Here is a 26,538-nt window from a genome sequence, read left to right as displayed (position 1 = left end):
CGATCATGCTTAAGCATCGGCTTTCAAATGACCCGCATTTTGAATAACGATGTTGAACTGGATATCGACTGCCATTTTCGGAAAGTAGTCCGTTCTCCAGCGCCGAAGCTGGTCCCGATTCAACTTCGTTCGAAAATATTGGCCAGCGGCGAGAATATCCGCTTGTTTCGATTGGATCTTCGCCATCAGCTCGCCGAACCGATTGGTCAGCAGCGTTTCCAGCTCTTGCTTGATTTGATCCATCGTCGGCTGTCCCCTTGTCTCGAGCAAAGAAACTTTCAGATTCACCCTGGTCTTAAGCTCTGGTTTCCCGTTCACCACGGCGCTTTGATGGGCAATCGTATTGCTCACGATTTCGACCGTCGCGTGACTCATCACTTCGATCTTGCCCTGCGTGCTGATTCCGTTAAATGCATTCAGGAGCAGCGTTTCATTCGACGTAATCCGCTCCACGAGACGTCCGCCCCGGATAACGCCGGAGCCGGCGCTTTCGATAACGGTACCCCTTCCGGACTTGATGATCGGGATTGCTGTGTCGTGCGTATAGGAGTGAATGCTTCGATACAGCTGCCAAATATGAGCCTGGGAAACTTGAGGATTCCAACCCGCGTTTTTCTCGAAGAAGCTGATTAGCGCGGTGCCATTGTTTTTGTTGAACGAATTGATGGTTCGGAAGAAGGAGGTTAAGGGCTCGTCGCAAATGACGGCCATCGTCTTCGGCGAAATATCTTGCGCTCTCATAAACGATTCAACGCTGTCGTTAATGCCTTCCTCGGCATATTCCCTTTCGAACAGCACAACTTTAAGGTGCAACAGATCGACCTGGCTCTCCATGTTCGTGCTGATTCTGTCCACGATTTCGTTTAGGGTCCGCCCCGATTCTTCGACAACGCGAAGTTTCGTTGCGCCCAGGCCGGGCTCTGGTATTTGCAGCACGACTTGATACTGATCGTTCCGCTTCGCGATGCCCATGACGATCGGCAAGGAACGGTGGTTGATATCTTTATTGTCCCAGCAGCCGCCGGCCAGTACGGTCATCATAATCAACACCAACGCAAGCAGCGTGCGCTTTCGTATGCTAAGCATGATGACGCAACGCCCCCTTCTTCTTGTGCCGCAGCCCGAGAAGAAGCGTCGCGACCGGAATGACTGTCATGACGTATAGCCGGAGGAACGTATTCAGGCCCAAGAGGCGTTCCACTTGCCACCAATCCGAAATTTGCATGCAGATGACGAATAACGCTCCGGCCATCACCAAGATGGGATATAGCGGTCGAACTGGGAAGAAGCTCGTGATGAGCAGAGTAGATTTCCACATGACCAGCGCCAGGAAAATCATGATGAAAGTGATCATGCTAAGCATAAAAAACATCGTCGTCCGTTCGAACATCAGCCAGTTAATCTCTACTGTATCGGTCGCCATCATAAAAGGGAATTGGAACGTCGAAGCCGTATTCTGACCGAATGTCAGGATGGGAACGTATACCGAGATCAGGAATAACGGCAGCAGAATAAGACTATACCAGCCGATCTTGCGCCGTTCGTACGTGACCGAGGGTTGGACAAATCCGAGGAACAGGAACCCTCCGCCGAACGCAAACAAGCTCTTCAAGAATGATTGGCTGAACACGAACGAAAGCGAAGCCGAATCGCGGTCGATCGCGGGAACAACGTAATGCCAATCGGCGTGCTGGAAGGAAGCGGCAAGGACGAACAGAGCAAAGGGGAGGCATAACGCGAACAGGAGAATGCCCGTGCGCAATAAGGCCTCGATCCCCAGCATCGACATGAACGTAGCGATTGTTAGCATTAAGGCTATCGTTGCCCATAGCGGCGTGTCCGAAAGAAAGATAAGCGTGATGATCTCGGCATAAGCTCTTGTCGTGATGATCAGAACCATCAGCAAATAGAGGAAGACCGGAACGAGCAGGAGGGCGGCCGTCGGTTTGCCTAGTCCTGCGAAGATATCAATGACGCTGCGGCGGTCGAAGCAGCTTAAACCCTTCATGTAGATCCAAATAATCGTGACATGGAGCAGGTAGCCGAAGCAGATGGCAATCCAATGGCCGACGTCTACCGATTCGATAATGTCCGTGGGATACAGGAAGAAGATCATACCCATATGGGTCAGGATGTACATGGTGACGACTTGTCCGGTTTTAACCATTCGATTCACCTTTCGGTTTCGGAAGATTCAAATAAGGGATGCCGAAGGAAGTAATGCTGGCAAGATAGGCGCATACGATAACGAGTCCCGACAGCAGCCCCAGCACGCCGTAAATTGCGGATAAGACGAGCAGCAGATATTTGAACAAACGCACATAACGAATTCTGGAATCCCACGACGGCAGAGCTTGAGATCGTTGTTGCCGCCAGTATGATAATGAGCAGATTGCTCACGAGCTTCGCGCTAACGACGGCCTGGCCTAGAATTATGCCTCCGACCATGGTCAATGTCGGACCGATGCTGTTCGGCAGCCGGATGCTCGCCTCAAGGATCAATTCCAAAATAATTAACAGCAGCAACGTCTCCACCAAGGAGGGGTAGGGAACATCCACGCGGCTCTTGGCGATGGATAAGGCAAGTTCGATCCGCAGCACGTCGGGATTAACCGAAACCAGTGCGACGTACAAGCCGGGTATGATCGTATTCGTGAGGACGCCGATGACGCGCAGGAAGCGGATCAAATACATGAAGATAACCGGAAAGTTGCGGTCGTTCTGGGCGGCGAACATATCCCATAGGAGGCTGGGCAAAATGATGGCGAACGGCATCCTGTCCAGAAGCAGTACCGCTTTGCCGCTACTCAATGCGAATTCTGCCTCTTGCGGCAGCTCCGACGTATTGAATCTGGTGACGATCGACCATTTGGAGAACCCCATAGCCATAGAAAGTTGCTGCAAGTTTTGGACCTCGCGGCCGGCTTGTTCCTCTATTCGGCGAACGATCGCTTCTGTCAAAGACGGATCTACGCAGCCTTCCTTATAAAGGAGCACGACCCGTTTTTGCTGCTCGGTACCCATGTGGAAGTTTCTGGAGCGCAGCTTTTCGGATGCCATATGTTTACGGATTAGCCCGATATTCGTATCGATGTCCTCGACGAACGCACTGATCGATCCTCGAAGCACGTTCTCGGTCGTTGGTGGTTCGATCGAACGAGTTAACGTTCGCGAGACGGGGGAGATAAGCAGGAATCGTCCGGTCTGCTCGAACCAAGCGACCAGATGTCCGCCAAGGATGGAGTCGAACAGATCTTCTACCGTCGGATCATGTACGATCACGCCCAAATTCGCCATGATCGATTCCTCGGGAAGTCCGATGCCGACGTCTTGATGCACCTGCTGCTGGAGGTGGCGAAGCGTGGCGGAATAATCGACGAGCGACGTGAAGCCGATGATCTCGACCTGCATGGTGGATAACGTAACGCGCTGGCAGAGCAGGTCGGCATTCATGCTTGCTCTCGTTTTTAGTGCTTGCAGGATCGTCATGATGCGGCTCCTTGAACAACTTTTTATCCATTATTTCCATCGAGTGATACCCGGCATACCAAGCGGATGAAGGAAGTGAAGAACGGGAGGAGGTCTCCAACGCAAAAAAAGGGCGCCGGAACAGGATCCGGCGCCTTAAATGATGGTTTAATTTAAAAAATGCGATGATTCCACCCGTTCAGCTTCGCGAACGCTTCGGCGAAGTAGTAGTCTCCGTAAATGAGCGACACGTTTATGTTCTGATCGGCCGGTTTATTTCCGGTTCCCTCGAGCAGTATCGCTTCATGCTCCGGCTTAGCCCAGGTCGCGTAATTTTCGCTGAGCGAAAAAAGGATCCGTTCGGCCGCGCCCGCGTAGATGCGGCGTTCGACCGCCGGCACAAGCTCCGCCAGTTCGAGCAGGCCTGATGCGGCGATGGCGCCCGCGGACGTATCGCGGGGTTCGCCGTCGATCGCGTCCGCGCGGAAGTCCCAGTACGGAACATGATCCTCCGGCAGCGCGGCGACGAAATAATGCGCGACGCGTTTCGCCGCTTGCAAATACCGATCCTCGCCGGTGCAGCGGCAGGCGATCGAGAGGCCGTGCAGCGCCCAAGCATTGCCGCGGCTCCAAGCGGAGTCGCCGGATAATCCTTGGCCGCCGATCGGCTCGATGAAGACGCCTGTCTCCGGATCAAACGATAATATATGGCAGACCGAGCCGTCCTCGCGGATTGCGTGCTTCAGGAACGTATCCGCATGGCGGACGGCAATATGTTTGTAGCGGGGATCTCCGGTCACGCGGCTCGCCCAGAACAGCAGCGGGATATTCATTAAGCAGTCCACGATCGCCCATCCTACCGCATTCTCCGTATTCCACGCACGGATGAAACTTCCCTCGATATTAAATCTTCCGGCCAAGTAGTTCGCGGCTTTCAGTCCGATTCTTAATCCTTCCTTGTCGCCCGTCAATTCATGTTTGATGACCGCCGTCGGCAGGAATTGAAATCCGACGTCATGGTGCAGAGCGACCGGATGCTCCGAGAAACATTGCTCCAGCTTGGCATCCCAGTCCCATACCGCATCTTTGAATGTCTCCTTGCCCGTCACGTCATACATAAGCCATAACATTCCCGGCCAGAAGCCGGATGTCCACCAGCTATGGCGCATGTCGTCGTAAACTCCGTCTTCCCTGGCGACATGAGGGGATTTATCTCCGATTTTCCCAATCATGGCTTCAACCTTGTCCGTTAATCGAAGCAATATTTTTTCCTTGTACGCCTGATCCATCATATTCGTTGCAGCCTCCTTGTCGAGCATCGATTGTAAAGGGTTACATGCATTCATTATAGCGTCTGACAAAAGCTGAAAGTTGCGGTACAATGGATAAAAATGTTGTTGGATTGACTTGTGATCCTTGGACGTATCGGAGATGGCTGCATGAAGGATTTGTTTTATAAATCATTGAACCCGCACGGCAAGCCGTTCCTATGGTCGCATCGGACTTTGACGCAGCAGCCGTTCGACGGCTATTATCACTGGCACTGGGGCTTCGAAATGCTGCTGGTTCACCGGGGGAGCGGAGTCGTCATCGTTAATCAGAAGACATATGAGCTGCGGCCGGGCATGCTTTTTTATTTTTTGCCGTATCAGCTGCACAAAGTATACGCGGAAATCGACGAGGACAATCCGTATGAAAGAAGCGTGATTCATTTCGATCCGGCATACATGGAGAGCTATATGGGCCCGTTTCCAACCTTAAAGGATGTCTTCACGCGGATGAGAAAAGGGTTTATGTTTGAGCAAGGGCTTGATTTGGCGGCGATGCAACCGGAGACGGAGAGCGTGGCAGCCGCTTTCCAATCTGGCGTGCAAGAGGCAGGCGTCAGCGGGGAAGGAGAACATGCGGCATTGTTTCTTCTGCAGCTGTTGTCCGTGATTCAACGAGAAACGATGGGGGCGAACCAGGAGAGACGCATGAAGCCGATTCGGCAATCCGAGCAGATTATGGCCTGGATCGAGCGTCATTACCGGGAGCCGTTCCAACTGGACAAGCTCGCCGGCGAGCTGCACATGTCGGGCTCCTATTTGTCTAGGCTGTTCCGGCAAGAGACAGGCAGCAGCATAACGGGTTATTTGGCTGCGAGGCGCATCCAGCAGGCTTGCAGCCTGCTGCAGTCCTCGAATCAGTCGGTCGAGCGGATCGGAGAACAGGTCGGATTGCCGAACGCGTCTTATTTTATCCAGCTGTTCAAGCGAATCATGGGCATATCGCCGCATCAATATCGGCTGAAGCTGTAGCGGTTAACGAATTGCCGGCGCTACCGCTTGATTTTGAAATGAACGACCGCGCTGTATTGCAGCTTCTCCGTTCGGGGATTCGCTGCGACCTGGTGCGACACGGCATGTACGTCAAGCATAAGCGCCTTGTTGATCTCGATCGCGCGCTCGATTTGCGCCTCCAGCGACTTTAGATCGGCGGCTTCAAAAAATTCGACCTTCGTTTCGATAAGATCCAGCTTAAAATCCATAAACGATTCCTCCTTTTTCGGGATAGATGTGAACAGTTGCCGAACTCTATTCTAACCGATCGCCATCCGGTATCCAATACGAAACAAGTTGTGATACTATAGGAAGAATGAGAAGGGAGGGTTGGCTTATGGGCAACGTGCCTGCTTCCGTGTGGATCTTTTCGGCGATCATTATCGCGTTGGTGACGTGGGTTACCCTATGGGTGACCAAAAAAGCGTATTCGAGAAAATGGGATGACGCGGATAAATAGATGCGGTTCACGGTAAAGCCAGGCGAGATGCCTGGTTTTATTGTTTTTTCAACCGTACAATGAAAAAAGACCCTCCGCCTGATTTAAGCGAAGAGTCTCTGTTATTATGTATTTCCTAATGTCTCAAACATGGTCGGGACGACACGATTTGAACATGCGACCCCCTGGTCCCAAACCAGGTGCTCTACCAAGCTGAGCTACGTCCCGGGGTAAAGATGGTGCCGTCGAGAGGACTTGAACCCCCAACCTACTGATTACAAGTCAGTTGCTCTACCAGTTGAGCTACAACGGCACGTTGTGTATTTTGCTTTATTTCCTTGGCACAAGACATATTATTGCACAAATTCGATTTTGAATGCAAGCCATTTTTTGAAGTTCTAATTTTCTGAAAACAAACGAAATTTCCGCGGTTCCGGCTAGGCCGGAAACCACGCTTCGCCCAGTCTTCGAACCCCTTCCCTCAGCGCAGCTTCGTCCATGCCGCCGAAACCAAGTATAACGAATTCCAGCGCATCCGTATTCGATTCATCCCAATGTTTTGCGGCCGAAAAAATCATGCAGCCCGCGCTCTCCGCCAATCGAATCAATTCGGAGCTTTCCCGCCCGGCTACCCGCAAGAGAATGTGCATGCCCGACTTGTCGCCGACGATCTCGGCCCGATTGCCCATTATTTCCGCGATGGATTCGGTTAGCGCCCGGTATCTGGCTTGATATATGCGCCGCATCCGCCTGATGTGCCTGCCGTAATGGCCTTGTTTCATGAACAGCCATACCGCCTGCTGGATCATGGGGGAGACTGAGCCGCTGTAATTGGCTAGCCTCTCCTTCATAAGCGGGACCAGCCTTCTTGGCATAATGACATAGCTGAGCCTGGCGCCCGGCAAAAAAGCTTTCGACAAGGTGCCCATATAGATGACGCGGTCATCCGTATCAAGCGCCTTCAAAGACGGAACGGGGCGGCTTCCGTACCGGAACTCGCTGTCGTAATCGTCTTCGAGAATGAGAGCATCATTGGCCGATGCCCACTTCAGCAAGCGGAGTCGCTTCTCGACGGACATGACCATACCGAGCGGGAATTGATGCGAAGGGGTGACGTATACGATGGAAGCATCCGTCCGGCCCAGCGCCGACACGTCGATCCCGTCGCTCTCGACTGGGATAGGCGCAACGCGGCAATCCATGCCGCGAAGGACGGTTTTGACTCCGTGATAACCGGGCTCCTCCATCGCGAAGACGCCCTCGCGCAGCCGAAGCAACTGCACGAGAAGGCTGACGGCGTATTGCGTTCCAGCGCAGACGAAGATTTGGTTGGCGTCGACGGCCGCTCCTCTGGCTTGGTAAACATAATGCGCAAGTTCTTCTCGAAGCCCGATGTGGCCAAGCCGGTCCCCGTAACCTAAAATGCCGTAGGGAGCGGTCTCGACTGCATCGGAGATCGCTTGCGTCAGGCATGATTTCCAGACTTCTTGAGGGAACCGGTCGAAGGCGATATCGCCATAACGGAATTCGTATGGAAGCGGAATGTGGTGCTCCAGTCGGTCGGCTTCTGACGATGGTTGAATGGACGAGAAAGAATGTCTCATGCTTTCAGGAATGTCTCTCCCCGTCAAGTTCCATAATTGCTCAATGGGTTGAATCACGTATCCGCCGCGTTCCCTGCTTTCGACATAACCTTCGGCGAGGAGCTGGCCGTAGGCGGCTTCCACCGTATTTTTGCTCACGTTCAAATGTTGAGCCAATGGGCGGATGGCGGGCAGCTTTCCGCCGCTCGGCAGCTTGCCGTTTTCGATGTTTTCTCTAATATAACGATATAGTTGATCATAAATAGGTGTGTCGGAATGTTTGTTCAATAGCGGCGTCATGGATAAAATCATTAATTTGTCCCCTTGATATTGATGAAATCTGTCACTTTTGATAATGACAAAACTCGTATATATTGACAGTAACATATGAACAACGTTGTTGAAAAGGGGAGAGGCCGATGTTTACCGTTCGCATGAGCAAACGATTATGTACGGACGAAACCAGAATCGAGACTTTTTTGAAAGAAGCACAAATCGCGTTCCTTGGACTGGCGGATGGGGAGTTTCCTTATGTAGTGCCGCTGAATTTTGTTTGGACGGACGGATCGTTTTACTTCCATGCAGCGGAGGAGGGGCGTAAGATGGAGGTGATCGGACGTAACCCGGAAGCTTGCGTCACGGTCAGCGAAGCTTACGGAACGCTTCCGCATCCCGTTCCGGCTCATACGGACACCGCGTATATGAGCGTCATGGCATTCGGCAGGGTAGAGCCGGTCGGCGATTTGGAAGAGGCGACGGCGGCGATGCAGGCCATGCTGGACAAGTACGCTCCAGGCTTCCATCGTGAGCGGCTAGCGAAGAGCCATGTCGAGAGGTACAGATCGTCCATGGGGAGCAAGACGGCGGTATTCAAGCTGAATGTAAGACAGCTGACCGCGAAGGAGAACGAATCGCCCAGAGGTTAACAACAACATAAAACGGGGCTGTCCCAGGTCGTTTAGACCAACCGGGACAGCCCCGTTATTTCTTATGATTTATTAGGCCGTTTCGCCTTCCAGCTCGGCTTGTTCGATTAACATCTCGACCTTGCGAATTCGGTTTTTGCTTGTTTCGCGGATGATGAACTTCAAATTCTCGTGATGGTATTCCTTGCCGGGCTTCGGATCGTGGAGCTTGCTATACAGCCAGCCGCCGATCGTGTCCACGTCTTCTTCGTCGAAATGTTTGCCGGCGAGCGCTTCCAGTTCGTCCAGAAGCACCTTCCCGTCCAGCAAATAACAATTGTCGGCAAGCTGTTCGATTTCCTTCCGTTCGTCGGCATCGAATTCGTCGCGGATCTCGCCGACGATCTCTTCGAGAATATCCTCGATCGTAATGAGGCCGGAAGTGCCGCCATACTCGTCGACCAAGATCGCGATATGAACGCGTTCCAGCTGCATCCGCTTCAGCAGCATCTTAACCGGAGTGACCTCGGATACGCTAAGCACGGGATGGATCAGCTTTTTGAAATCGAATTCCTTATTTTCTTCGTAGGACAGGAACAGCTGTTTCGTATTGATCATGCCTACGATATTGTCCTTGCTTTCGAGAGCGACGGGGAACCTCGTATATTGTTCCTTGCGGATAATTTCCAGGTTTTCCTTCAGCGAGTTATTCGTATATAGACAAATCATATCGGTACGAGGCACCATAATTTCTTTGGCCAGCAGCTCGTCGAACGCGAAGATACGGCTTACGTACCCGTATTCGGTGTTGTTGATCATGCCGCTTTGGAAGCTCTCGTTCAAGATGATCTGAATCTCTTCTTCGGTATGGGCTTCTTCGTGTTCCTTCATCGGCTTGAGGCCGAACATGCGCACGAGCGCGTTCGCCGAGCCGTTAAGCAGCCAGATGAACGGGAACATCAGCTTGTGGAAAAAAATAATCGGCTTGGCCGTCAGGAACGTGACCGCTTCGGCCTTCTGGATAGCCCACGACTTCGGCGCGAGCTCGCCTACGACGACGTGGATGAACGTAATGACAACAAATGCGATCGCGATGGATAAACCATGGCTAAGGGCGTCGCTTAGCTGCGCGCCTTCGAATAAGGGTAAAAGTATTTCTTCCACTGTCGGTTCCCCCAGGAAACCGAGGCCCAGGGCGGTAATCGTAATCCCCAGCTGACAGGCGGACAAGTAAGCATCCAGATTGCTTGTTACCTTCCGTACGGCAAGTGCGTTCTTCCGTCCTTCCAGCACCAGCTGATCGATCCGGCTCGTGCGCACCTTGACGATGGCGAACTCGGTCGCGACGAAGAAAGCGGTCAAGAAGATAAGCAAAGCGATCATGATTAAATTAAGTCCTATACCACTACCCATTTTCGTGTCTCACTACCCTTTTTTTTATAAATTTGGTGGATTTGAATCTACTGGTTCTATTTACTTATGAATTACTATAACGAATCATGACAGTTGCTGACAACCTGCAAAAGGGACGTAATTCGCCGTGTACGTTCGTTTTGAACGATTTTCGCGCGCTGACGATGCCCTTCTCATTGTTTTTCGAGTCTTTACAAGCTTGATTCGCAGCCGTAAGATGAGTTCATATGAACTCTTAGCGATGAGGGAAGGAGGCGTTGGCATGGATGGATTCACGCTCACGCGCGCCGAAGTAGGCAGCTTGCTCCAGGCGATGGAAGGGATCGGGCCGGACCAGCCGGCCGATATTATGCAGCGGGCATGGGCCGCGCGAAGCATGTCCAAGCGTCCGCATGAGCATCATGTATTGTCCGCGCCGTTACCGCCCATCGCGATGAAGTTAATGAAGAACGGCGAGCGGAAGGGACTTTCGCTTCACGAGATCGCCGAGCTTGGTCAGCTGACTGAATTCGCGAGCCCTTCGGCGACGTCGATGCAGAATTGGGTCAAGCGCGACTTCAAGGCTTATTTCGCATGCCCGCAAGCAGGCAAGAAGTATTCGCCCGGTCAAGCGGCCTTGCTTTATATGATAGACGATTTGAAGGCGAGCCTGGACTTTGAATCGGTTCGCAGCTTGTTCGCGATCTTGTTCGGCAAACCGGAATGCGCCGGCGGCGATCCGCAGAAGCCGTTAATTGCGCCTGTTGCGCTATATTCATGTTATGCGGGCTTATATGAAGAGATCAAAGCGCTCAGTCGGTCGGGTGCGAGAAGCGGAAGCCAGCTTGAAGAGATCGTTCGCAGCCGCGCGGATAAGACAGCAGGCCAGCTTGTCCAGGGGACGGAGCAGGAGCGCGAGGCGCTTCGCAACATTTTGCTCGTCGCCGTCATCTCGGTTCAGTCTGCGTTCTGCCAGGCGCTTGCCCGCAGATATAGCGAAGCGACCTTGTTCTTAGGCGGGACGACAGGCGGGAAATAAAGCTTCATAGTGCAGAGAGAGGATGAAGACATCGATGTTTAAACAATTTATGAAAGCCTCGCGAATCAAAGTGCTTCCCGTTATGCTCATCCCGGTCGCGCTTGGCGCGGTAGGGGCTTTCGTGTGGACGGGACGGTTCGACCTCATCTCGTTCGTTATTACGTTGGCAGGCGCCGGAGCCGCGCACTTATTCTCCAACATGATCAACGACTTGTGGGACTATTACAATGGAACCGACGCCGCCGCGAAGGAGACGGAAGGCGCGATTTCCACGAATTCCGGATTTTTGACGGCAGGGGCTTGGAGCATCGGCGTCTTCCAGACGGTGACGTGGATGCTATTCGCGATTGCTGCGGCATGCGGCGTCGCGCTTAGCTTTATAAGCGGCTGGCCGGTGCTGCTGCTCGGTCTCGCCGGCGCGTTCATCGCTTACTTCTACGTAGCGCCGCCGATCAAATTCGGGTACCGCGGCAAAGGCTACAGCGAAATCGCGATCCTGCTCGCCTTTGGCGTACTTCCGGTGACCGGCGCCTACTATGTCCAAACCTCGCATCTCGATTACCGGGCGCTTCTGTTGTCTCTTCCGATCGGCTTGTTGACGACGCTGATCCTGTTCAACCATCATTTCCTGCATTGGGAAGCGGACAGGCAGGCGGGGAAACGAACGCTCGTCGTCGTCTGGGGCGAGAAGCGGGCGTTGCAATTTTCGAGATTGCTGCTGCTACTCGCTTATTCGGCCCTCGTCTTGTGCGTCGTATTCGGAGCGCTGCCGCCGTACGCTTTGCTTGCCCTGCCGACTGCGATTCCCTTATATTTGGTATACGGAAGTCTGGACGCGCATAATAAATCGACGGCTTATCTGCCGCTGATGGGCGCATCGCTTCAAGCGACGCTGCGCTGCGGGGGCGTTCTCATTCTTGCTTTGATTCTTCAGGGAGCTTTGCAATAACAATAACGACCACACCGAGAAAGAAGGCATATCGATGGGCACTACTAGGACGCTTGGCGATTTTCATACGATTCTGAACGAAGGCGATGTTTGGAAGATTGGCGGATTCCCTCTGCAAGACGGAACGTTCTGGCCCTACCGCGAGCCGGAAGCGGTCGTCATCGTCCGTAACGGCATTCTTTACGTTCGTGCGGCGATCAGCCGCTCCAATGACAGGGTGCAAATTCTCGACAACGCCAAACATATGTATTATTCCGCTGAGCCCGTGAAGGTGCCGGAGAACGGGGAGATCAGCTTCGAGCTGAAGATCCGGGCTCGGACCAAAGACACGGCACCCGGCGACCTGTACGACGGCTACGTCTCGCTTAACCTGCTGGACTTCACGACGGGCGGCGCGCTCGACTTCTTTGTCGGCAACGACCAATACGCAAGCGTCTATGCCGTACTGCCGTTTCCCGGCGTGCAGGTACCGGAGACGGAGGGGACCAAATATTTTTGCATCTTCAAGGAAGAAACGGATTTCGTGCCGCGCGAGTTCAACACGTACCGTATCGCGTATAACCGGAGCTCCGACGAGATCGTTTTCTACGTGAACGGTAAGGAAGTACGCAGAGAGACGCATGCGCCGGTGAAGTTCAACCAGTTCACGGTGGCGCTCGGCATTATGACGGAGAAGGATTTGACGCCGGAGGGCAGCGTGTCCGCGCATGGGCAGACGGTCATCGCGGAATGGTCTCCGATAACGATCGAGGTTACCGAATAAAACATGCCGGTGCTGCGTCGTTCAAGGAATCACTTCAACGGTACTTGGCAAGCCAATCTCGACGAGGCGGTGAAGCGAACTTGTTCCAATTGTTTTCCGCCGCGCATGTCGCGGCATTGCTGGCGGCGATACTCTTATGCGCCGCCGTGCCGATCTATCGCTCGAAGCTGAGAGACGCGAAAGCGGGAAGGATATTCCGGCGCGGGCTGGCAGCTCTGCTTGTCGCTTGCGAGATTTCGCTTCAAGTTTCGTTATACTTGGATGACGGCTGGCAAGTATCGTCGCTTCCGTTCCAGCTATGCAGCCTTACGCTGCTCGTATCGGCCGCGGCGCTCGTATCCCGCTCGAAGCGGCTGTATCCAATCGTCTTCTTTTTGGGCACGCTCGGCGCCCTGCAGGCGCTGCTTACGCCGAATTTGGCGGAGAGCTTCCCGGAATTCCGTTATTTCCACTTCTTCATCGCGCATATCGGCATCGTGATGACGGCGTTTTACATATTCGCCGTGGAGCGATACCGCCCGACGTTCGTTTCCGTGTTGGGGGCGATGGCATGGCTTCACGTGCTGGCGATTCCCGCCGCGATTGTCAATATCGCGACCGGCACGACGAATTTCATGTTTCTGGCGCGCAAGCCATCGACGGCTTCGCTGCTCGACGCGCTCGCGCCCTGGCCCTGGTATTTGCTGCAGCTAGAGGCTGTCGCCCTCCTGATGTGCCTGCTCTTGTTCGGCCTGTCCCGGCTTGCCGCGAAGGCGGGAAGGAAGTCGATGTCCGCGTGACTAGCCGATAAAGCTAAAAACATGTACAATGGGAACCGATATTACTCATGTATACGTTTATTCACGCATATTAGGGGGCAATAACCATGAGTATAGATCCGCGAACGTTAAAATCTTTGCTTCAGGCGCAGCTTGCGCCAAGCCTGAACTTCGGGACGGCAACAAAGAAGGCGGCCAGCCAGAGCGAGGATGTCGCTTCCTTATTCGAGACGATTCTTTCCGGCCAGCTAGGAGGAGACAATGGGGAAATCTCGACCGACGCCGGCAGCGGAGCATTGCCGCCCGTCTGGTCGGATCGACTCTGGGCGCAGGTAATCGCGTACGACCCGCTCGATGGCTCGGCTTTGGCCGATGCACCGGAATTATCGGGGAGTCACACCTTCTCCGGAGCCGCAGCGCCGTTCGCGGGCATTATCGCAAGCGCGTCGGCCAAATACGGCGTAGACAGCGCCCTGATCGAAGCGGTGATCGCGACGGAGTCCGGCTTCAGGCCGCTTGCGGAGTCCCATGCGGGTGCCAAAGGCCTCATGCAGCTGATGGACGGTACAGCAAGAGGGCTCGGCGTATCCGATTCCTTCGATCCGGTCCAGAACATCGAGGGCGGCACTCGTTATCTGTCGCTTCTGCTGCGCAAGTACGGCGGCAACGAAGCGGTGGCGCTTGCGGCGTACAATGCCGGACCGGGCCGCATCGACAGGCTCGGCATCTCGACGGACGAGGAGCTGCTAGCCAGACTGGGCGAGTTGCCGGAGGAGACGCAGCGCTACGTCGCGAAGGTTCAGCAAGCGAAGCAATAGATCGTACCCGGGGATCACGGTTTTTTCCGCACTCGAATGGCGGGGAAACGCGATCCTTTTTTCATATTGGACTGGAGGCTGACGAGAATGAAGGATGTTGTTTATTTCGACCACTGCGCGTCTACGCCGCCTTACGAAGACGTGGCCCGCACTGTCATGGAAGTGATGATGAAGCATTATGCGAACCCGTCCTCCTTGCACGGCATGGGTGTGGAGGCGTCCAAGCTTCTGGATCGTTCCCGAGCGCTGCTGGCAGGCAAGCTCCAGACGAGCAAAGGCGGCTGGCTGTTCACATCCGGCGGGACGGAATCGAATAATTTGGCGATCAAAGGGTCGGTGCGTTATTATCGGAGCAGAGGCAATCACATCGTGACGACCGGCATCGAACACGCATCCGTCCTTGAAGCGACGAAGCAGCTCGAAGCCGAGGGGTTCCGCGTGACCTATTTGCCGGTTAGCCCGTCGGGGCATGTCCGCGTCGAGGACGTGCGGGCTGCGCTGACCAAAGAAACGGTACTCGTCAGCGTCATGCACGTAAACAACGAGATCGGAACCGTTCAGCCGATCGAAGAGATCGGCAGGCTGCTCCGGGATTATCCGAAAACACTGTTCCATGTCGATGCCGTGCAGAGCCTGGGCAAGCTGCCGATCGATATCGAGGGATGGGGCATCGACTTGCTGTCGGGATCCGCGCATAAGCTTAGAGGGACGCGCGGCGTCGGCTTCCTCTACGTGCGCGAGGGCATCGGCCTTCAGCCGCTGGCTTCGGGAGGCACGCACGAGAAGGGCATGCGCGCGGGCACGGAGAACGTGCCGTCCATCGTCGCATCCGCCAAAGCAGTCCGCCTTGCAGTGGAAGGCATCCCGTCAAGAGCGGCGAAGACGAGCACGCTGCGGGACAAGCTGAGGGCATACGTGGAGACCGTTCCGGAGCTTTCGCTGAATGGCAGAGCGCCGCTGGCGCCGCATATTGTCAACTTCTCCTATCCTGGCATGAAGCCGGAGGTCATCGTCCACATGCTGGAGCAGAGGGGGATCATCGCGTCGACGAGGTCCGCCTGTTCGTCGAAGGACAACAAGCCAAGCCGCGTGCTTCTCGAGATCGGAGCAAGCCCTCTTGCAGCGGCGAGCGGAATTAGGATCAGCTTCGGGGACGAGCATACGGAGGAGCATGTGGATCGGCTGATCCAGGCGCTGGATGATGTGATAAAGCAATTGAAGCCGCTTGAGAGGAGCACTTAACGTTGATATTCGACCAAATTGTATTACGTTACGGGGATCTGACGATGAAGGGCAGAAACCGGAACCAGTTCGAGAAAAAAATGCTGCAGCAAGTAAAAAACGCGCTGTCGGGATATGAAGGAGTTACCTATTGGAAGACGTTCGGCAGACTGTACGTCAAGCTGAACGGGCTGCCTTACGAGCCGATCGCTGCACGGCTGAAGGAGCTGTTCGGGCTCGTCTCGCTAAGCCCGGTCAGGAGCTCGGAGACGAAGCTGGAAGCGATCCGTGCGGCCGCCATGACGGTCATGAACGCCCTCGGCAAGCCGCCGAAGACGTTCAAGGTCAGCGTCAAACGCGCGTGGAAAGGGTTTCCCCATAGCTCGCACGAGATGAACCATCTCGTCGGCGCGCACATCCTGAGGGCATTCCCGGAGCTGAGCGTGGACGTTCGCCATCCGGAGGTCGAGCTCAGAGTCGACATCCAAGAAGAAGCGACATACGTTTTCTGCGAAAATATCCAGGCAGCCGGAGGTTTCCCGTTCGGTTCGAACGGAAAAGCGCTGCTGCTGCTCTCAGGAGGCATCGACAGCCCGGTAGCGGGTTGGATGGCGATGCGCAAAGGGCTTGAATTGGAAGCCGTCCATTTCCACAGCTACCCGTATACAAGCGAACAAGCGAAGGACAAGGTGGTTGAGCTGGCGCGACGGCTGACCTATTTCAGCGGGACCTCTATGAAGCTTCATCTGGTCCCGTTCACCGAAATTCAGACGACGCTCGCCCAGTCCGGACAGGAGCATCTGATCATCACGCTGATGAGAAGGGCGATGCTGCGCATCACGGAGCGGCTCGCGGAGCAGAGCGGCGCGAACGGAATCGTGTCGGGCGAAAGTCTTGGTCAAGTCGCCAGCCAGACACTCGCCAGCATGAACGTGATCGGGCGGGCGGCGCAGCTTCCGCTCATCAAACCGCTCATCATGATGGATAAACAGGAGATCATCGATATCGCGAATCGAATCGGCACTTACCAGACATCGATTCTGCCATATGAAGACTGCTGCACGCTGTTCCTGCCGAAGTCACCGAGCACGAATCCGAATCTGCGCGTCGTGGAGCGAATTGAGGGGGGCTTGCCGGGTCTAGACGAGATGATCGAAAAGGCGGTTCGCGACACGGAAGTGCTGAAGCTGTACCCGAACAGCGAGCCCGTCTCGGCGACGGCAATCGAAGAGGATTGGTTCTGAGGAGCGGAAGCGGTTCTTCGAAACCGAAAAAAAAAGCAGCGAGCCCCTTAGTGGGCTCCGCTGCTTTCTTGTTTCTTGGAAGCTTTTGCTTGATTCCGCTTGTTCGTTAAGTATCCCCCGAGAACGGTGAGCACGACGACAACGGCGATGAACGACCAGTAGATCGCCTTGTTATCCTCCAAGAAGCCGTCAAACTTCTTCTCATGGGTAATCATCTTGGCTGCCGTATAAGCGAGTACCGCCGAACCGACGTAGACGATCCAGCCATACTTGTTGATCAGCTTAATGAACAAGGTACTGCCCCAAACGACGACCGGAATGCTGATGAGCAGACCGAGAATGACGAGTACCAATTCATGTTCCCCGTGCGAGGTGCCTTTGGCAGCGCCCGCAACCGCGATGACGTTGTCGATGCCCATAGCCGCGTCCGCGATGATGATCGTCCGGATCGACTGCCAGAGCGTATTGCCCGCCTTGATGTTGTCGTGGCTTTCTTCCTGAACGAGCAGCTTGTACGCGATCCAAACCAGCAGCAAACCGCCGGCAAGATTCAGCCATGGCACGTCGAGCAGGTAGACGACGAGCACCGTTGCGATGACACGGATGCCGACCGCGCCGACGGTGCCCCAAATAACGGCTTGCTTCTGCTGATGCTTCGGCAACTTGGCTGCCGCAAGTCCTATGACAATGGCGTTATCCCCGGCCAATATAAGGTCGATGAATACGATGGTCATCAGAGCGGTGAAAAATTCGACCGAGAAAAAATCCATCATTTGTTTCCTCCTTTCCGAAAGCATTGCATAAAGAAGTCTACATGAAATACGCGCGTTCGTGAAGATGGATGCAAATTTTTTTTGGACATATTCCCCTCGGCTTGGACATACCTCTGTTATGAGAGGGGAGTGTAATCGTGGACAGCGTACTTATTTTTCTACAAATCGTCTTAATTAATGTATTGCTGAGCGGAGACAATGCCATCGTCATCGCGATGGCCAGCCAGCATCTGCCTGCCAGGCAGCGGAAGCGAGCGATCTGGTGGGGAGCGTTTGCAGCCGTTGCGCTTCGATGTTTGCTTACAGTCGTCGCACTGCAGCTGCTGCAAATCCCTTTCCTTCAGGCGGCTGGCGCGTTTATGCTGTTATATATTGCCATCAAGCTGCTCGCGGATGCCGGAGGCGTTCACGGCGACCAGAACGTCAATCGGGCTACGACGCTCGGCGCTGCCGTATGGACGATCGTGACGGCGGATTTCATCATGAGTCTGGATAACGTGCTTGCCATCGCGGCCGTCGCGGACGGCGATCTCGTCCTCGTGCTGCTCGGCATCGCGCTCAGCATTCCGATGATCGTCTGGGGCAGCCAGATGCTCGGCAAGCTGCTGCAGAAGGTACCCGCGATCGGATACATCGGCGCGGCTCTGCTTGCTTATGCCGCTGGCGAAATGTTGATGAAGGATCCCGGCATGAACGCGATGTTGTTCCATCACTCGAAAATGCTCTCCGAGCTTGTACCGTTGTTATGCGTACCGCTTGTCATCGCCCTTGCCGTCATGAAGAAAAAGCCCGTTTAGGGCGTAATTGAGGAGCCGTTTGCGCCGATCCGGGGCGCTGACGGTTTTTTTTCGTGCTGCCAACTCTTCGTACTGGTTTTTTTGCCTGAGTTCCTATACACTAGTAAAGATAAAAACTGCCGTCTTTCGTCTATCTATACGATTGATGTTGTAAGGAGCGGAATGAATATGCCATCTAACAAATATTCCGCTGGAATTATTTTGCTGTTAGCCGGGGTCGTCATCTTATTGGGCAAATTAGGAGTATTCGGCTTCCTGGGAGCCATATTCTGGCCTTTGCTCGTCTTGATCCCGGGCGTGCTTCTGCATGTGCTCTATTTCGGCAGAGTCGTTCCGGCTGTCGCGCTGGTACCCGGCGGAATGCTCGTTGTGTACGCATTGCTGTTTATCATTTGCAACATCGCCGGTTGGGAGAGCTTGAAGTACCTGTGGCCGTTATTCGTGTTCGGGGTCGCCGCGGGCTTGTACGAATATTACATGTTCGGCAGCAACGTGCCGCGCGTCGTATTCACGGCTTCCATCGTCATCGGCATCGCATCCTTGCTGTTCCTCGCTTTGATCCTGCTCTGGAGCTGGGGCATATACCTGGTCGCGGCAGCTTTCATCGCGGCGGGAGCATGGATGATGTTCGGCACGCGCAAGCGTTGGTGAGACTCGCAAGAGAGAAACAAATAAAAAAAGTGGAGTGGATCATTTCTTATGCAAGCAAGAGAGAACTTACGCAATATCGCCATCATCGCGCACGTCGACCATGGCAAAACAACGTTGGTTGACAAGCTGCTTCAGCAATCCGGTACCTTCAGGGAACACGAAGCCGTTCAAGAACGCGCCATGGATTCCAACGATCTGGAGCGCGAACGCGGCATTACGATCCTGGCCAAAAACACGGCGATCAACTACAAAAATTTCTTGATCAACATCGTGGACACGCCGGGTCACGCCGACTTCGGCGGCGAAGTGGAGCGGATCATGAAGATGGTTGACGGCGTATTGCTCGTCGTCGACGCGTTCGAAGGCTGCATGCCGCAGACGAAGTTCGTGTTGCGCAAGGCGCTCGAGCATCAGCTTACGCCGATCGTTGTCGTGAACAAGATCGACCGTCCGAACGCCAGACCGACCGAAGTCATCGACGAAGTGCTTGACCTGTTCATCGAACTCGGCGCGAACGACGATCAGCTTGAATTCCCGGTCGTGTACGCTTCCGCGCTGATGGGAACGTCGAGCCTTGATCCTGAAAAACAAGACGATAACATGCAGGCGCTGTACGAGACGATCGTCAGCCATATTCCGTCACCGACGGAGAGCGTGGTCGATCCGCTTCAATTCCTGGTGACGCTGCTTGACTATAACGAGTACCTGGGCCGTATCGCCATCGGCCGCGTAAACCGCGGAACGATCAGTCAAGGCCAATCGGTTGCCGTCATCGACCACGACGGCAAGACGAAGCAGGCCCGCATCGAGAAGCTGTTCGGCTTCCAAGGCCTTAAGCGCATTGAGATTCCGGAAGCGGGAGCAGGCGACATCGTGGCGATTGCCGGTATCCGGGAGATTAATATCGGCGAGACGATCGCGGATCCTCAGAACCCGGAAGCATTGCCGGTGCTTAAGATCGACGAGCCGACGCTGCAGATGACGTTCCTCGTCAACAACAGCCCGTTCGCGGGCCGCGAAGGCAAGTGGGTTACTTCCCGCAAGCTGCGCGAGCGTCTCTTCAAGGAGCTTGAGACGGATGTGGCGCTTCGCGTCGACGAGACGGAAAGCCCGGACGCGTTCGTCGTATCCGGACGCGGCGAGCTTCATCTCGGCATTCTGATCGAGAACATGCGCCGCGAAGGCTACGAGCTTCAAGTATCGAAGCCGGAAGTTATCGTCAAGGAAATCGACGGCATCAAACAAGAGCCGTACGAACGCCTCCTGATCGACGTGCCGGAAGAAAGCATGGGTTCGGTTATGGAGAGCTTGGGCACTCGCAAAGCCGAGATGGTCAACATGATCAATAACGGCAACGGCCAAGTGCGTCTGGAATTCATCATTCCGGCGCGCGGCTTGATCGGCTACCGTACGTCGTTCCTGACGCTGACCCGCGGTTACGGCATCATGAACCACGCGTTCGACAGCTACGGTCCGCTTGCTGGCTCCGGCGTCGGCGGCCGCCATCAAGGCGTGCTGGTCGCAAGCGAGAACGGAACGTCCACTTTCTACGGCATGATGGGCGTAGAAGATCGCGGCCTGCTCTTCCTGGAGCCGGGCGCGGAAATTTACGAAGGCATGATCGTCGGCGAGCATAACCGCGACAACGACATCATCGTCAACATCTGCAAAGAGAAACAGCTGTCCAACGTTCGTTCCGCAGGCAAGGATGACACCGTGAAGCTGAAAACGCCGGTCATCTTCTCGCTGGAGCAAGCGCTTGAGTATTTGAACGACGACGAATATTGCGAAATTACACCAAAATCGATTCGTCTGCGCAAGAAGATTCTGGTGAAGAGTGAGCGCGAACGCGCCGAGAAACACCGGAAAATGTCGCAAGCGGGCGTCTAATCCATTGCGAAGGAAGGCCTATTCGGGGAGTCCGCCGCCAAGCGGGCTCCTCTTAGGCTTTAGGAGGTGGAATTCATGCAAGAATGGCTAAGCGAACATAAGCTGATTACGTATTTGATCATTTTGGCTTTTACGATTTATATTTTCAACTCCGTCTTCCGTCCGCAAGCTAGGCTTCCGATCTTGAAGGAAGTGCTCGTCTATCTGTTGATGGCGTTCGGCTCGTTCGTCCTCATGATCCTGCAAGTGGACAAGCTGCCCATCATCCAGTGTATGGCGATCGCAGTTGTCATGATGCTTATGCTTAGGGGCAGGCAGCTGTATGACAAGTGGAAGAAAGGCGGCAAGCCTGCCGGACCTCAAGCCGAAGCAAGCAAGCCGGAGTCGGGACGATGAGACTCGAGGACGCTTTGTTTAATTGGCTGCAGATCAAGATCGTGGCCGAAGGACGCCCGGACGACGAAGCGGCGTTCAAGACGCTTGGTTTCTTCGAAGAAATTCTCCGCGAGGACCACGGCCTGCAAGGCCTCGAAGTCGCATCTGTGGACAGCGGATTGATTCAGGTTGCTTACGAGAAGGACGGGCAACGATTCACGCAGCATTATCCGCGCGAGGCCGGCGAGGGATTGCTGCAGGACATTATCTCGAATCCTAAATACAACTGACATGAAGGTGATCCGATGAGCCAAACATCTTTGCCTCCACGTTCGGAGTCACGAGGTCAAACGAAACAGCAGCCAACGAAAGAACATAAACCGAAAAAACCGAAAAAACGTCGCCGTGCGCTCGCCGTCTTCATGGGCGTCGTAGCCGGTTTTCTAATTTTGGTTGCGGCCGTACTTGGTTACTTGGTGCTGAAGACGACGGATGCGATCGATACGATCGGCATTAGCGATAATGAAGCGGAAGAAGTGCCCGTTGCGGAATCGGTGAAGGAGAAGCCGGTAGCCATAGTGCTCATGGGCCTCGACTCCCGGAGTCATGGCGGGGGACTGAATACCGACGTGATGATGGTAGCGGCTTTCGATCCCGTCACCAAAAAAGCAACGGTCGTCTCCATACCTCGCGATACATACATTGACGTCGAAGGGTACCGCGGCCGGAAAGCCAACAGCTTCTACGCCGACTTCTACGTAGACGCCAAGAACAAGGGTTCGGAGACGGAGGAAGCGCAGGCGGAAGGCAAGAAGGCAGTCCGCGACGTAATGGGCAAGCTGTTCGGAATCGATATCAAATATGCCGGCACCATAAACTTCCAAGGGTTCTCCGATGTTGTGAACGCCGTGGGCGGCGTGAAGGTGAACGTCGACATGCGCATGAAATACACGGATTCCCAGGATGGCACGGTCATCGATTTGCAGCCAGGCCTGAAGCTGTTGAAAGGGGAGGACGCGCTCGATTTCGTCCGTTACCGCAAGTCGAACGACGGCCGCAACATGTCCAGCGACTTCGATCGGGGCCGACGTCAGAGCGAAGTGATCGGCGCTATCGTCGACAAGCTGACATCGCTCGGCGGAGCGACGAAGGTCGGTTCGGTTATCGAGGCGGTCGGCGACAACATGCGCATGGATATGCCAAGCAAAGAAATTAAACGGATGCTGGAGACGTACTACACCGTACGAAGCGACGATATTACGTTTATTTCGCTTGAAGGCGCATGGAAGAGCCCATACGTTTACGCGGACGAAACAAGCTTGGCGAACGCCCGTGCCGCCCTTCAGGAGAAAATGGGAGAATGAGCGTAGACTTCGCATAATAGGATAGCATATAATAGGAGCTAAGCAGCAGCTTATTCACACGCCGAGGAGGTTATGCGTATGGCCGAAGAAGGAAGAGCGGGATGCCCGCGGCTTGTCATGACTCGGCGCTTGCGCCGCTCTGCGAATGCGAACCTTAACAGAATCCATATGGACAAGGACGGCTGCTCTGCGTCCTGCCAATGTAAGAAAGCCTAGTGATAACGTCACTAGGCTTTTTGCGTCTTTTGAAGGCTTTTACAATTTCTTCACCGGCTTTTCGCGAGTTGCCGATATTAACGGTCGCCGTTCATCGTATTCGGCCGTCCCATCTGCCGCTGCGATTCCGGATCCGGATCGGCAGGCATGATGTCCCGCGGAATTTGCGGGATAATACGGCCCATGATATCGGCCAGCTCCTCGGCGAAACCCGCAACCGGACGGCCGTCGCGAATATCGCTGCCGATCTCGGCCAGCCTGCTGGCGATGTCCAGGTCTGCCGTGACGAACGCGTCCACGCCGTAAGGATCTTTGCGGAATGCTTCGGCCACCGAATACTTTATAGTCCCTACGCGCGATCGCTCGAGATTGCCCTCTACATCAATGCCGACGATAGCCGTATTCCCGATGACGACGCAATGCGCATTATTTACGCCTTCGACGCCTTTGGCCAACTCCTCCAGATGGGCTTCGACCTCGACCGGGTCCTCGATCAACTTTTTGCCGGCGTTATTCTGTTGGGCCCTAACGGACCCATTATTATAAGGAGAGGGTGATGATTCAGTCCGCATGCCGGTGCCGCAGCCTGAAACGACGATAGCCATAACTAACGCCGCTGTTATCCATTTGTACATGTTAGCCACCTCATTCTTGTGTGTACCTGCGTGGGATTCGCTCGTACTGTAGTTTGTCCGTTGCCAATTGAGGCTATGTATGCAAATGTATATCCGACGCCGGGAGGGTTCTCATGAAAAAAATATTCGTGCTCGATACCAACGTATTGCTGCATGATCCGCAGTCGCTCTTCTCGTTTCACGATAACGAGGTGATCATTCCCGCGATCGTGCTGGAGGAAATCGATTCCAAAAAAAGGCTGGCTGACGAGCTGGGCCGCAATGCCCGTTCGGTATCTAGATTGCTCGACCAAATGCGGGAGGAAGGGCATCTTCACGAAGGCATTATTTTGCCGGGCGGCGGGCTCTTGAAGGTGGAGCTTAATCATAGAAGCTTCTTGCGCGTTCAGGAGATGTTCGGGGAGATGTCGAACGACAACCGGATACTGGCCGTTGCGCTCAATTATCATATGGAGCAAGAAAAAGAGAACGATGAGGACAAACGAAGCGTCGTGCTCGTCAGCAAGGACGTGCTGGTCCGGATCAAAGCCGACGTGCTTGGGCTTCAGGCGCAGGATTACCTGTCCGACCGGAACGTCGTCGATTCCGATCTCTACACCGGCTATTTGACGCTGTACGTGCACCCTTCGGTGATCGACGAGTTTTATACGTACCGATTCTTAAGCGTGGGCCATCTGCAATTGAAGGCGAAGCTGAATCCGAACGAATTCGTCATTCTGAGGGATGAGATGGGTACTTCCAAGTCGGCGCTGCTCAAGGTAAGTTCCGACGGCGTAAGATTAGAGCCCCTATATCTCAGCAACGATCCCGTATGGGGCATAACGGCTCGCAACGCGCAGCAGCGCATGGCGCTCGAGCTTCTGCTTAACGACGACATTCCGCTCGTTACTTTATCGGGCAAGGCGGGGACGGGCAAGACGCTACTCGCGCTTGCGGCAGGACTGCTGAAGGTAGAGGATGAGCATAAATATAAGAAGCTTCTGATCGCTAGGCCCGTCGTTCCGATGGGCAAGGACATCGGTTATTTGCCGGGCGAGAAGGAGGAGAAGCTGCGACCGTGGATGCAGCCGATTTACGATAACCTCGAATATTTGTTCGATACCAAGAAAGCCGGGGACATCGACAAAATCTTGATGGGAATGGGCAGCATACAAGTGGAAGCGTTGACTTACATTCGCGGCAGATCCATACCGGGCCAATTCATCATTATCGACGAGGCGCAGAACTTAACCAAACACGAGGTGAAAACGATCGTGTCCAGGGTAGGAGAAGGCAGCAAAATCGTCCTCATGGGCGATCCGGGACAAATCGATCATCCGTACCTCGATTCGTTAAGCAACGGACTTACCCATATCGTCGAGAAGTTTAAATACGAAGGCATCAGCGGCCACATGACACTTGAGAAAGGCGAACGCTCCAAGCTCGCCCAACATGCCGCGGATTTGCTATAATTCCGTTCCGGAGCCGGTATAGGCCAAGCGAAGTGCGGGAGGATTCATTTCCTCCGCGCAAGCTTGGCTTTTTCTTTTGGTTATGCCGTAACGGATTGCTTGGACAAACTCGGGAAATGCTGGTATCCTATACGCATAATGAAGGGAAGCCGGAAAGGACGAATACTGTGACTTTTCGCAGATTTGCCCCGCTGCTGATCAGCGCGCTGATATTAACCGCATTTTTGCTGTTCCATTTTTCCCGCACGCTGAATTGGAATTGGACGAGCTCGGATCAAGGCGGCAGCTTTTCGCCAGTCCTGCCTGTCGATGCCGAGGCCTTCGATTCGAAGCCGACCGAAATTTTTGTAACCGTTTCCTTGGAAGCGTCCGGCTTTGCCAGGCTGTCCAAGCTGAACGATACGTTCATGAGCAAATATCCGCGCATCCGCGTCCAATTGAACAATGTTTTTCCGGAACGGAACGGTTATGACGATTGGCTGGACCAGAGCGAGCAAGGCAGGGCTCCGGATATTATGCTGCTGGATAATGACAAGGTGCTGCCTATGGCCGTAAAAGGCCATCTGAAGTCGCTCGATTCGTTAATGGCCGGCGATGTTTTGGCGGATCAGTTATCCGGCTTGCTGGAGCCTCTGCGATGGAACGGCTACTTGTGGGGCGTGCCCTCCGACATTGATCCTTACTTGTTGTTCTGGAACAAGGATATGCTCCGGCAGTTAGGACAACAATCGCCGATCTCGGATATGTCGGTGCTTGAAGACTCGGCAAAGGCTTTCTCCGAGCGTCCGGATGGAGATAGGGCTTTCATCGCAAACTTCAGTCCAGGGGATCTGCACCAGCTCCTCGTCTGGGAGGCGAAGTTCCATCAAGGGAAACAACCCTTCATTCGAATGGAAGGGCTTGACGACATCGACAAAACGAATCTGATTCGGTTAGATGCCCATGAAGGTTTAGTTGCGCAAATTCCGTTAGCCCAGTCGTTCCGGCTAAACGAGCTGGTGCTCGAAGATAAGCTGCTGAGCGCGGTCATGACCTGGAGCATTTACAACAAACTAAGCAAGCTGGTGCAGGACAAGCTGACGATCGATGCGGAGGGAATCGCGTACCCGTGGCTGAACGGAAGCAGTTATGTCATTGCGGCAGGCAGCAAGTTCGAGGATGAAGCGATGATATGGATCCAGGAAATGACCGGGGCGGCAAACAATTATTCGACGTACGAGGCTAGCGGCGATCTGCCCGTTCGCGCTTCGTTGTACGGCGAACAGGCGCAGCTTGTATTCAAGAGCGGCAAGATGCCCCCCGTCTGGTGGTACGAGGCGCTGAACGCGAAGCAGCCGGAAGGCGAGACGGCGCTCGCCGACCCCGAATGGCCGCTTAAGTGGCAGCAAAGGGAGTCGGACTGGCATCTCTATTCCGGCGAAGGGGCGCTGCGAATCACGGACTTTCTCTCGACTCTTCCCGGCGAGGATCAAAAGTAGCCGGCTAT

General features: G+C 54.4%; 26 protein-coding genes, 2 tRNA genes and 1 pseudogene. 18 read left to right on the top strand and 11 right to left on the bottom strand.

What is annotated here, in order from left to right; translation table 11 throughout:
• Positions 1 to 9: 9 nt before the first annotated feature.
• The 4 genes and pseudogenes from RB620_RS06115 to RB620_RS06100 form a co-directional block, all read right to left on the bottom strand.
• A complete protein-coding gene (locus RB620_RS06115; protein ID WP_308092746.1) occupies positions 10 to 1,086 on the bottom strand; it encodes a Ger(x)C family spore germination protein in 1,077 nt (358 codons plus the stop codon).
• A complete protein-coding gene (locus tag RB620_RS06110; protein ID WP_308092745.1) occupies positions 1,079 to 2,167 on the bottom strand; it encodes a GerAB/ArcD/ProY family transporter in 1,089 nt (362 codons plus the stop codon). The genes RB620_RS06115 and RB620_RS06110 overlap by 8 nt, the downstream gene beginning before the upstream one ends.
• A pseudogene (locus RB620_RS06105) lies at positions 2,160 to 3,453 on the bottom strand (spore germination protein). Before RB620_RS06105 ends, RB620_RS06110 begins: the two are co-directional and overlap by 8 nt.
• A 188-nt stretch (positions 3,454 to 3,641) precedes the next feature.
• Positions 3,642 to 4,757, bottom strand: a complete 1,116-nt coding sequence (locus RB620_RS06100) for a glycoside hydrolase family 88 protein (protein WP_308092913.1) — start codon at positions 4,755 to 4,757, stop codon at positions 3,642 to 3,644.
• A 150-nt stretch (positions 4,758 to 4,907) separates the two neighbouring features.
• On the opposite strand from RB620_RS06100, the gene RB620_RS06095 reads away from it, so the two are divergent.
• The gene (locus tag RB620_RS06095) at positions 4,908 to 5,768 is read left to right on the top strand and encodes an AraC family transcriptional regulator (RefSeq protein WP_308092743.1); all 861 of its coding nucleotides are present in this window, start codon (positions 4,908 to 4,910) and stop codon (positions 5,766 to 5,768) included.
• A gap of 20 nt (positions 5,769 to 5,788) precedes the next feature.
• On the opposite strand, the gene RB620_RS06090 is transcribed toward RB620_RS06095, so the two are convergent.
• Positions 5,789 to 5,998 carry a DUF2536 family protein gene (locus RB620_RS06090; protein WP_308092742.1) on the bottom strand — a complete coding sequence of 70 codons (210 nt, stop codon included), beginning with the start codon at positions 5,996 to 5,998 and terminating at the stop codon, positions 5,789 to 5,791.
• 128 nt (positions 5,999 to 6,126) lie between these two features.
• On the opposite strand from RB620_RS06090, the gene RB620_RS06085 reads away from it, so the two are divergent.
• Positions 6,127 to 6,249, top strand: a complete 123-nt coding sequence (locus tag RB620_RS06085; protein WP_308092740.1) for a hypothetical protein — start codon at positions 6,127 to 6,129, stop codon at positions 6,247 to 6,249.
• A gap of 130 nt (positions 6,250 to 6,379) precedes the next feature.
• On the opposite strand, the gene RB620_RS06080 is transcribed toward RB620_RS06085, so the two are convergent.
• The 3 genes from RB620_RS06080 to pdxR form a co-directional block, all read right to left on the bottom strand.
• Positions 6,380 to 6,456, bottom strand: a tRNA-Pro gene (locus tag RB620_RS06080).
• A 9-nt stretch (positions 6,457 to 6,465) separates the two neighbouring features.
• Positions 6,466 to 6,541, bottom strand: a tRNA-Thr gene (locus RB620_RS06075).
• A gap of 124 nt (positions 6,542 to 6,665) precedes the next feature.
• Positions 6,666 to 8,123, bottom strand: coding sequence for a MocR-like pyridoxine biosynthesis transcription factor PdxR (gene pdxR / locus RB620_RS06070; RefSeq protein WP_308092739.1), 1,458 nt, complete (start codon positions 8,121 to 8,123; stop codon positions 6,666 to 6,668).
• A gap of 107 nt (positions 8,124 to 8,230) precedes the next feature.
• On the opposite strand from pdxR, the gene RB620_RS06065 reads away from it, so the two are divergent.
• Complete coding sequence (locus tag RB620_RS06065) at positions 8,231 to 8,737, top strand: pyridoxamine 5'-phosphate oxidase family protein (protein WP_308092738.1); 507 nt, start codon at positions 8,231 to 8,233, stop codon at positions 8,735 to 8,737.
• A gap of 72 nt (positions 8,738 to 8,809) precedes the next feature.
• Here RB620_RS06065 and RB620_RS06060 read toward each other — a convergent pair whose 3' ends face one another.
• Positions 8,810 to 10,099, bottom strand: a complete 1,290-nt coding sequence (locus RB620_RS06060; protein WP_308092737.1) for a hemolysin family protein — start codon at positions 10,097 to 10,099, stop codon at positions 8,810 to 8,812.
• A gap of 292 nt (positions 10,100 to 10,391) precedes the next feature.
• On the opposite strand from RB620_RS06060, the gene RB620_RS06055 reads away from it, so the two are divergent.
• The 7 genes from RB620_RS06055 (at position 10,392) to thiI (ending at position 16,900) form a co-directional block, all read left to right on the top strand.
• Positions 10,392 to 11,147: a DUF1836 domain-containing protein gene (locus RB620_RS06055; RefSeq protein ID WP_308092736.1), complete on the top strand. Its 756-nt coding sequence runs from the start codon at positions 10,392 to 10,394 to the stop codon at positions 11,145 to 11,147.
• A gap of 34 nt (positions 11,148 to 11,181) precedes the next feature.
• Positions 11,182 to 12,096 (top strand): prenyltransferase, encoded by a 915-nt coding sequence (locus tag RB620_RS06050; RefSeq protein ID WP_308092735.1) that lies wholly within the window; start codon positions 11,182 to 11,184, stop codon positions 12,094 to 12,096.
• Positions 12,097 to 12,130: 34 nt separating this feature from the next.
• Positions 12,131 to 12,859 carry a DUF6081 family protein gene (locus RB620_RS06045; RefSeq protein WP_308092733.1) on the top strand — a complete coding sequence of 243 codons (729 nt, stop codon included), beginning with the start codon at positions 12,131 to 12,133 and terminating at the stop codon, positions 12,857 to 12,859.
• Between the two features lie 80 nt (positions 12,860 to 12,939).
• Positions 12,940 to 13,638 carry a YwaF family protein gene (locus tag RB620_RS06040; protein WP_308092732.1) on the top strand — a complete coding sequence of 233 codons (699 nt, stop codon included), beginning with the start codon at positions 12,940 to 12,942 and terminating at the stop codon, positions 13,636 to 13,638.
• A gap of 86 nt (positions 13,639 to 13,724) precedes the next feature.
• Positions 13,725 to 14,435, top strand: coding sequence for a lytic transglycosylase domain-containing protein (locus tag RB620_RS06035; protein WP_308092731.1), 711 nt, complete (start codon positions 13,725 to 13,727; stop codon positions 14,433 to 14,435).
• A gap of 87 nt (positions 14,436 to 14,522) precedes the next feature.
• A complete protein-coding gene (locus tag RB620_RS06030; protein ID WP_308092730.1) occupies positions 14,523 to 15,677 on the top strand; it encodes a cysteine desulfurase family protein in 1,155 nt (384 codons plus the stop codon).
• Between the two features lie 2 nt (positions 15,678 to 15,679).
• The gene (thiI, locus tag RB620_RS06025) at positions 15,680 to 16,900 is read left to right on the top strand and encodes a tRNA uracil 4-sulfurtransferase ThiI (RefSeq protein WP_308092729.1); all 1,221 of its coding nucleotides are present in this window, start codon (positions 15,680 to 15,682) and stop codon (positions 16,898 to 16,900) included.
• 47 nt (positions 16,901 to 16,947) lie between these two features.
• Here the strand turns inward: thiI and RB620_RS06020 are convergent, their stop codons facing one another.
• Positions 16,948 to 17,670 (bottom strand): TerC family protein, encoded by a 723-nt coding sequence (locus RB620_RS06020; RefSeq protein WP_308092912.1) that lies wholly within the window; start codon positions 17,668 to 17,670, stop codon positions 16,948 to 16,950.
• 140 nt (positions 17,671 to 17,810) lie between these two features.
• Here RB620_RS06020 and RB620_RS06015 point away from each other — a divergent pair, with 140 nt between their 5' ends.
• The 6 genes from RB620_RS06015 (at position 17,811) to RB620_RS05990 (ending at position 22,750) form a co-directional block, all read left to right on the top strand.
• Complete coding sequence (locus RB620_RS06015; protein WP_308092727.1) at positions 17,811 to 18,470, top strand: TerC family protein; 660 nt, start codon at positions 17,811 to 17,813, stop codon at positions 18,468 to 18,470.
• Between the two features lie 168 nt (positions 18,471 to 18,638).
• Complete coding sequence (locus RB620_RS06010; RefSeq protein ID WP_308092725.1) at positions 18,639 to 19,121, top strand: hypothetical protein; 483 nt, start codon at positions 18,639 to 18,641, stop codon at positions 19,119 to 19,121.
• A 48-nt stretch (positions 19,122 to 19,169) separates the two neighbouring features.
• Positions 19,170 to 21,011: a translational GTPase TypA gene (gene typA / locus RB620_RS06005; protein WP_308092723.1), complete on the top strand. Its 1,842-nt coding sequence runs from the start codon at positions 19,170 to 19,172 to the stop codon at positions 21,009 to 21,011.
• 75 nt (positions 21,012 to 21,086) lie between these two features.
• Positions 21,087 to 21,407 (top strand): YlaH-like family protein, encoded by a 321-nt coding sequence (locus RB620_RS06000; protein ID WP_308092721.1) that lies wholly within the window; start codon positions 21,087 to 21,089, stop codon positions 21,405 to 21,407.
• Complete coding sequence (locus tag RB620_RS05995; RefSeq protein ID WP_308092720.1) at positions 21,404 to 21,676, top strand: hypothetical protein; 273 nt, start codon at positions 21,404 to 21,406, stop codon at positions 21,674 to 21,676. The genes RB620_RS06000 and RB620_RS05995 overlap by 4 nt, the downstream gene beginning before the upstream one ends.
• A 15-nt stretch (positions 21,677 to 21,691) precedes the next feature.
• The gene (locus RB620_RS05990) at positions 21,692 to 22,750 is read left to right on the top strand and encodes an LCP family protein (RefSeq protein ID WP_308092719.1); all 1,059 of its coding nucleotides are present in this window, start codon (positions 21,692 to 21,694) and stop codon (positions 22,748 to 22,750) included.
• 293 nt (positions 22,751 to 23,043) lie between these two features.
• Here RB620_RS05990 and RB620_RS05985 read toward each other — a convergent pair whose 3' ends face one another.
• A complete protein-coding gene (locus RB620_RS05985) occupies positions 23,044 to 23,601 on the bottom strand; it encodes a YhcN/YlaJ family sporulation lipoprotein (RefSeq protein ID WP_308092717.1) in 558 nt (185 codons plus the stop codon).
• Between the two features lie 113 nt (positions 23,602 to 23,714).
• Between RB620_RS05985 and RB620_RS05980 the strand changes: the two genes are divergently transcribed.
• Complete coding sequence (locus RB620_RS05980; protein ID WP_308092716.1) at positions 23,715 to 25,052, top strand: PhoH family protein; 1,338 nt, start codon at positions 23,715 to 23,717, stop codon at positions 25,050 to 25,052.
• 167 nt (positions 25,053 to 25,219) lie between these two features.
• Positions 25,220 to 26,530 carry an extracellular solute-binding protein gene (locus RB620_RS05975; protein ID WP_308092715.1) on the top strand — a complete coding sequence of 437 codons (1,311 nt, stop codon included), beginning with the start codon at positions 25,220 to 25,222 and terminating at the stop codon, positions 26,528 to 26,530.
• Positions 26,531 to 26,538 lie beyond the last annotated feature (8 nt).

Origin of the sequence: Paenibacillus sp. LHD-117, assembly GCF_030929555.1 — a bacterium.
GTDB lineage: Bacteria > Bacillota > Bacilli > Paenibacillales > Paenibacillaceae > Pristimantibacillus.
Note: the sequence above shows the minus strand (reverse complement) of the source record. Positions and strands in the feature narration are given on the sequence as shown.

Coding starts and splice junctions, on each gene's coding strand:
- RB620_RS06115 (WP_308092746.1), bottom strand. CDS start 1,086: ATGCTTAGCATACGAAAGCGCACGCTGCTTGCGTTGGTGTTGATTATG.
- RB620_RS06110 (WP_308092745.1), bottom strand. CDS start 2,167: ATGGTTAAAACCGGACAAGTCGTCACCATGTACATCCTGACCCATATG.
- RB620_RS06100 (WP_308092913.1), bottom strand. CDS start 4,757: ATGGATCAGGCGTACAAGGAAAAAATATTGCTTCGATTAACGGACAAG.
- RB620_RS06095 (WP_308092743.1), top strand. CDS start 4,908: ATGAAGGATTTGTTTTATAAATCATTGAACCCGCACGGCAAGCCGTTC.
- RB620_RS06090 (WP_308092742.1), bottom strand. CDS start 5,998: ATGGATTTTAAGCTGGATCTTATCGAAACGAAGGTCGAATTTTTTGAA.
- RB620_RS06085 (WP_308092740.1), top strand. CDS start 6,127: ATGGGCAACGTGCCTGCTTCCGTGTGGATCTTTTCGGCGATCATTATC.
- pdxR (WP_308092739.1), bottom strand. CDS start 8,123: ATGATTTTATCCATGACGCCGCTATTGAACAAACATTCCGACACACCT.
- RB620_RS06065 (WP_308092738.1), top strand. CDS start 8,231: ATGTTTACCGTTCGCATGAGCAAACGATTATGTACGGACGAAACCAGA.
- RB620_RS06060 (WP_308092737.1), bottom strand. CDS start 10,099: ATGATCGCTTTGCTTATCTTCTTGACCGCTTTCTTCGTCGCGACCGAG.
- RB620_RS06055 (WP_308092736.1), top strand. CDS start 10,392: ATGGATGGATTCACGCTCACGCGCGCCGAAGTAGGCAGCTTGCTCCAG.
- RB620_RS06050 (WP_308092735.1), top strand. CDS start 11,182: ATGTTTAAACAATTTATGAAAGCCTCGCGAATCAAAGTGCTTCCCGTT.
- RB620_RS06045 (WP_308092733.1), top strand. CDS start 12,131: ATGGGCACTACTAGGACGCTTGGCGATTTTCATACGATTCTGAACGAA.
- RB620_RS06035 (WP_308092731.1), top strand. CDS start 13,725: ATGAGTATAGATCCGCGAACGTTAAAATCTTTGCTTCAGGCGCAGCTT.
- RB620_RS06030 (WP_308092730.1), top strand. CDS start 14,523: ATGAAGGATGTTGTTTATTTCGACCACTGCGCGTCTACGCCGCCTTAC.
- RB620_RS06020 (WP_308092912.1), bottom strand. CDS start 17,670: ATGGATTTTTTCTCGGTCGAATTTTTCACCGCTCTGATGACCATCGTA.
- RB620_RS06010 (WP_308092725.1), top strand. CDS start 18,639: ATGCCATCTAACAAATATTCCGCTGGAATTATTTTGCTGTTAGCCGGG.
- typA (WP_308092723.1), top strand. CDS start 19,170: ATGCAAGCAAGAGAGAACTTACGCAATATCGCCATCATCGCGCACGTC.
- RB620_RS06000 (WP_308092721.1), top strand. CDS start 21,087: ATGCAAGAATGGCTAAGCGAACATAAGCTGATTACGTATTTGATCATT.
- RB620_RS05995 (WP_308092720.1), top strand. CDS start 21,404: ATGAGACTCGAGGACGCTTTGTTTAATTGGCTGCAGATCAAGATCGTG.
- RB620_RS05990 (WP_308092719.1), top strand. CDS start 21,692: ATGAGCCAAACATCTTTGCCTCCACGTTCGGAGTCACGAGGTCAAACG.
- RB620_RS05985 (WP_308092717.1), bottom strand. CDS start 23,601: ATGTACAAATGGATAACAGCGGCGTTAGTTATGGCTATCGTCGTTTCA.
- RB620_RS05980 (WP_308092716.1), top strand. CDS start 23,715: ATGAAAAAAATATTCGTGCTCGATACCAACGTATTGCTGCATGATCCG.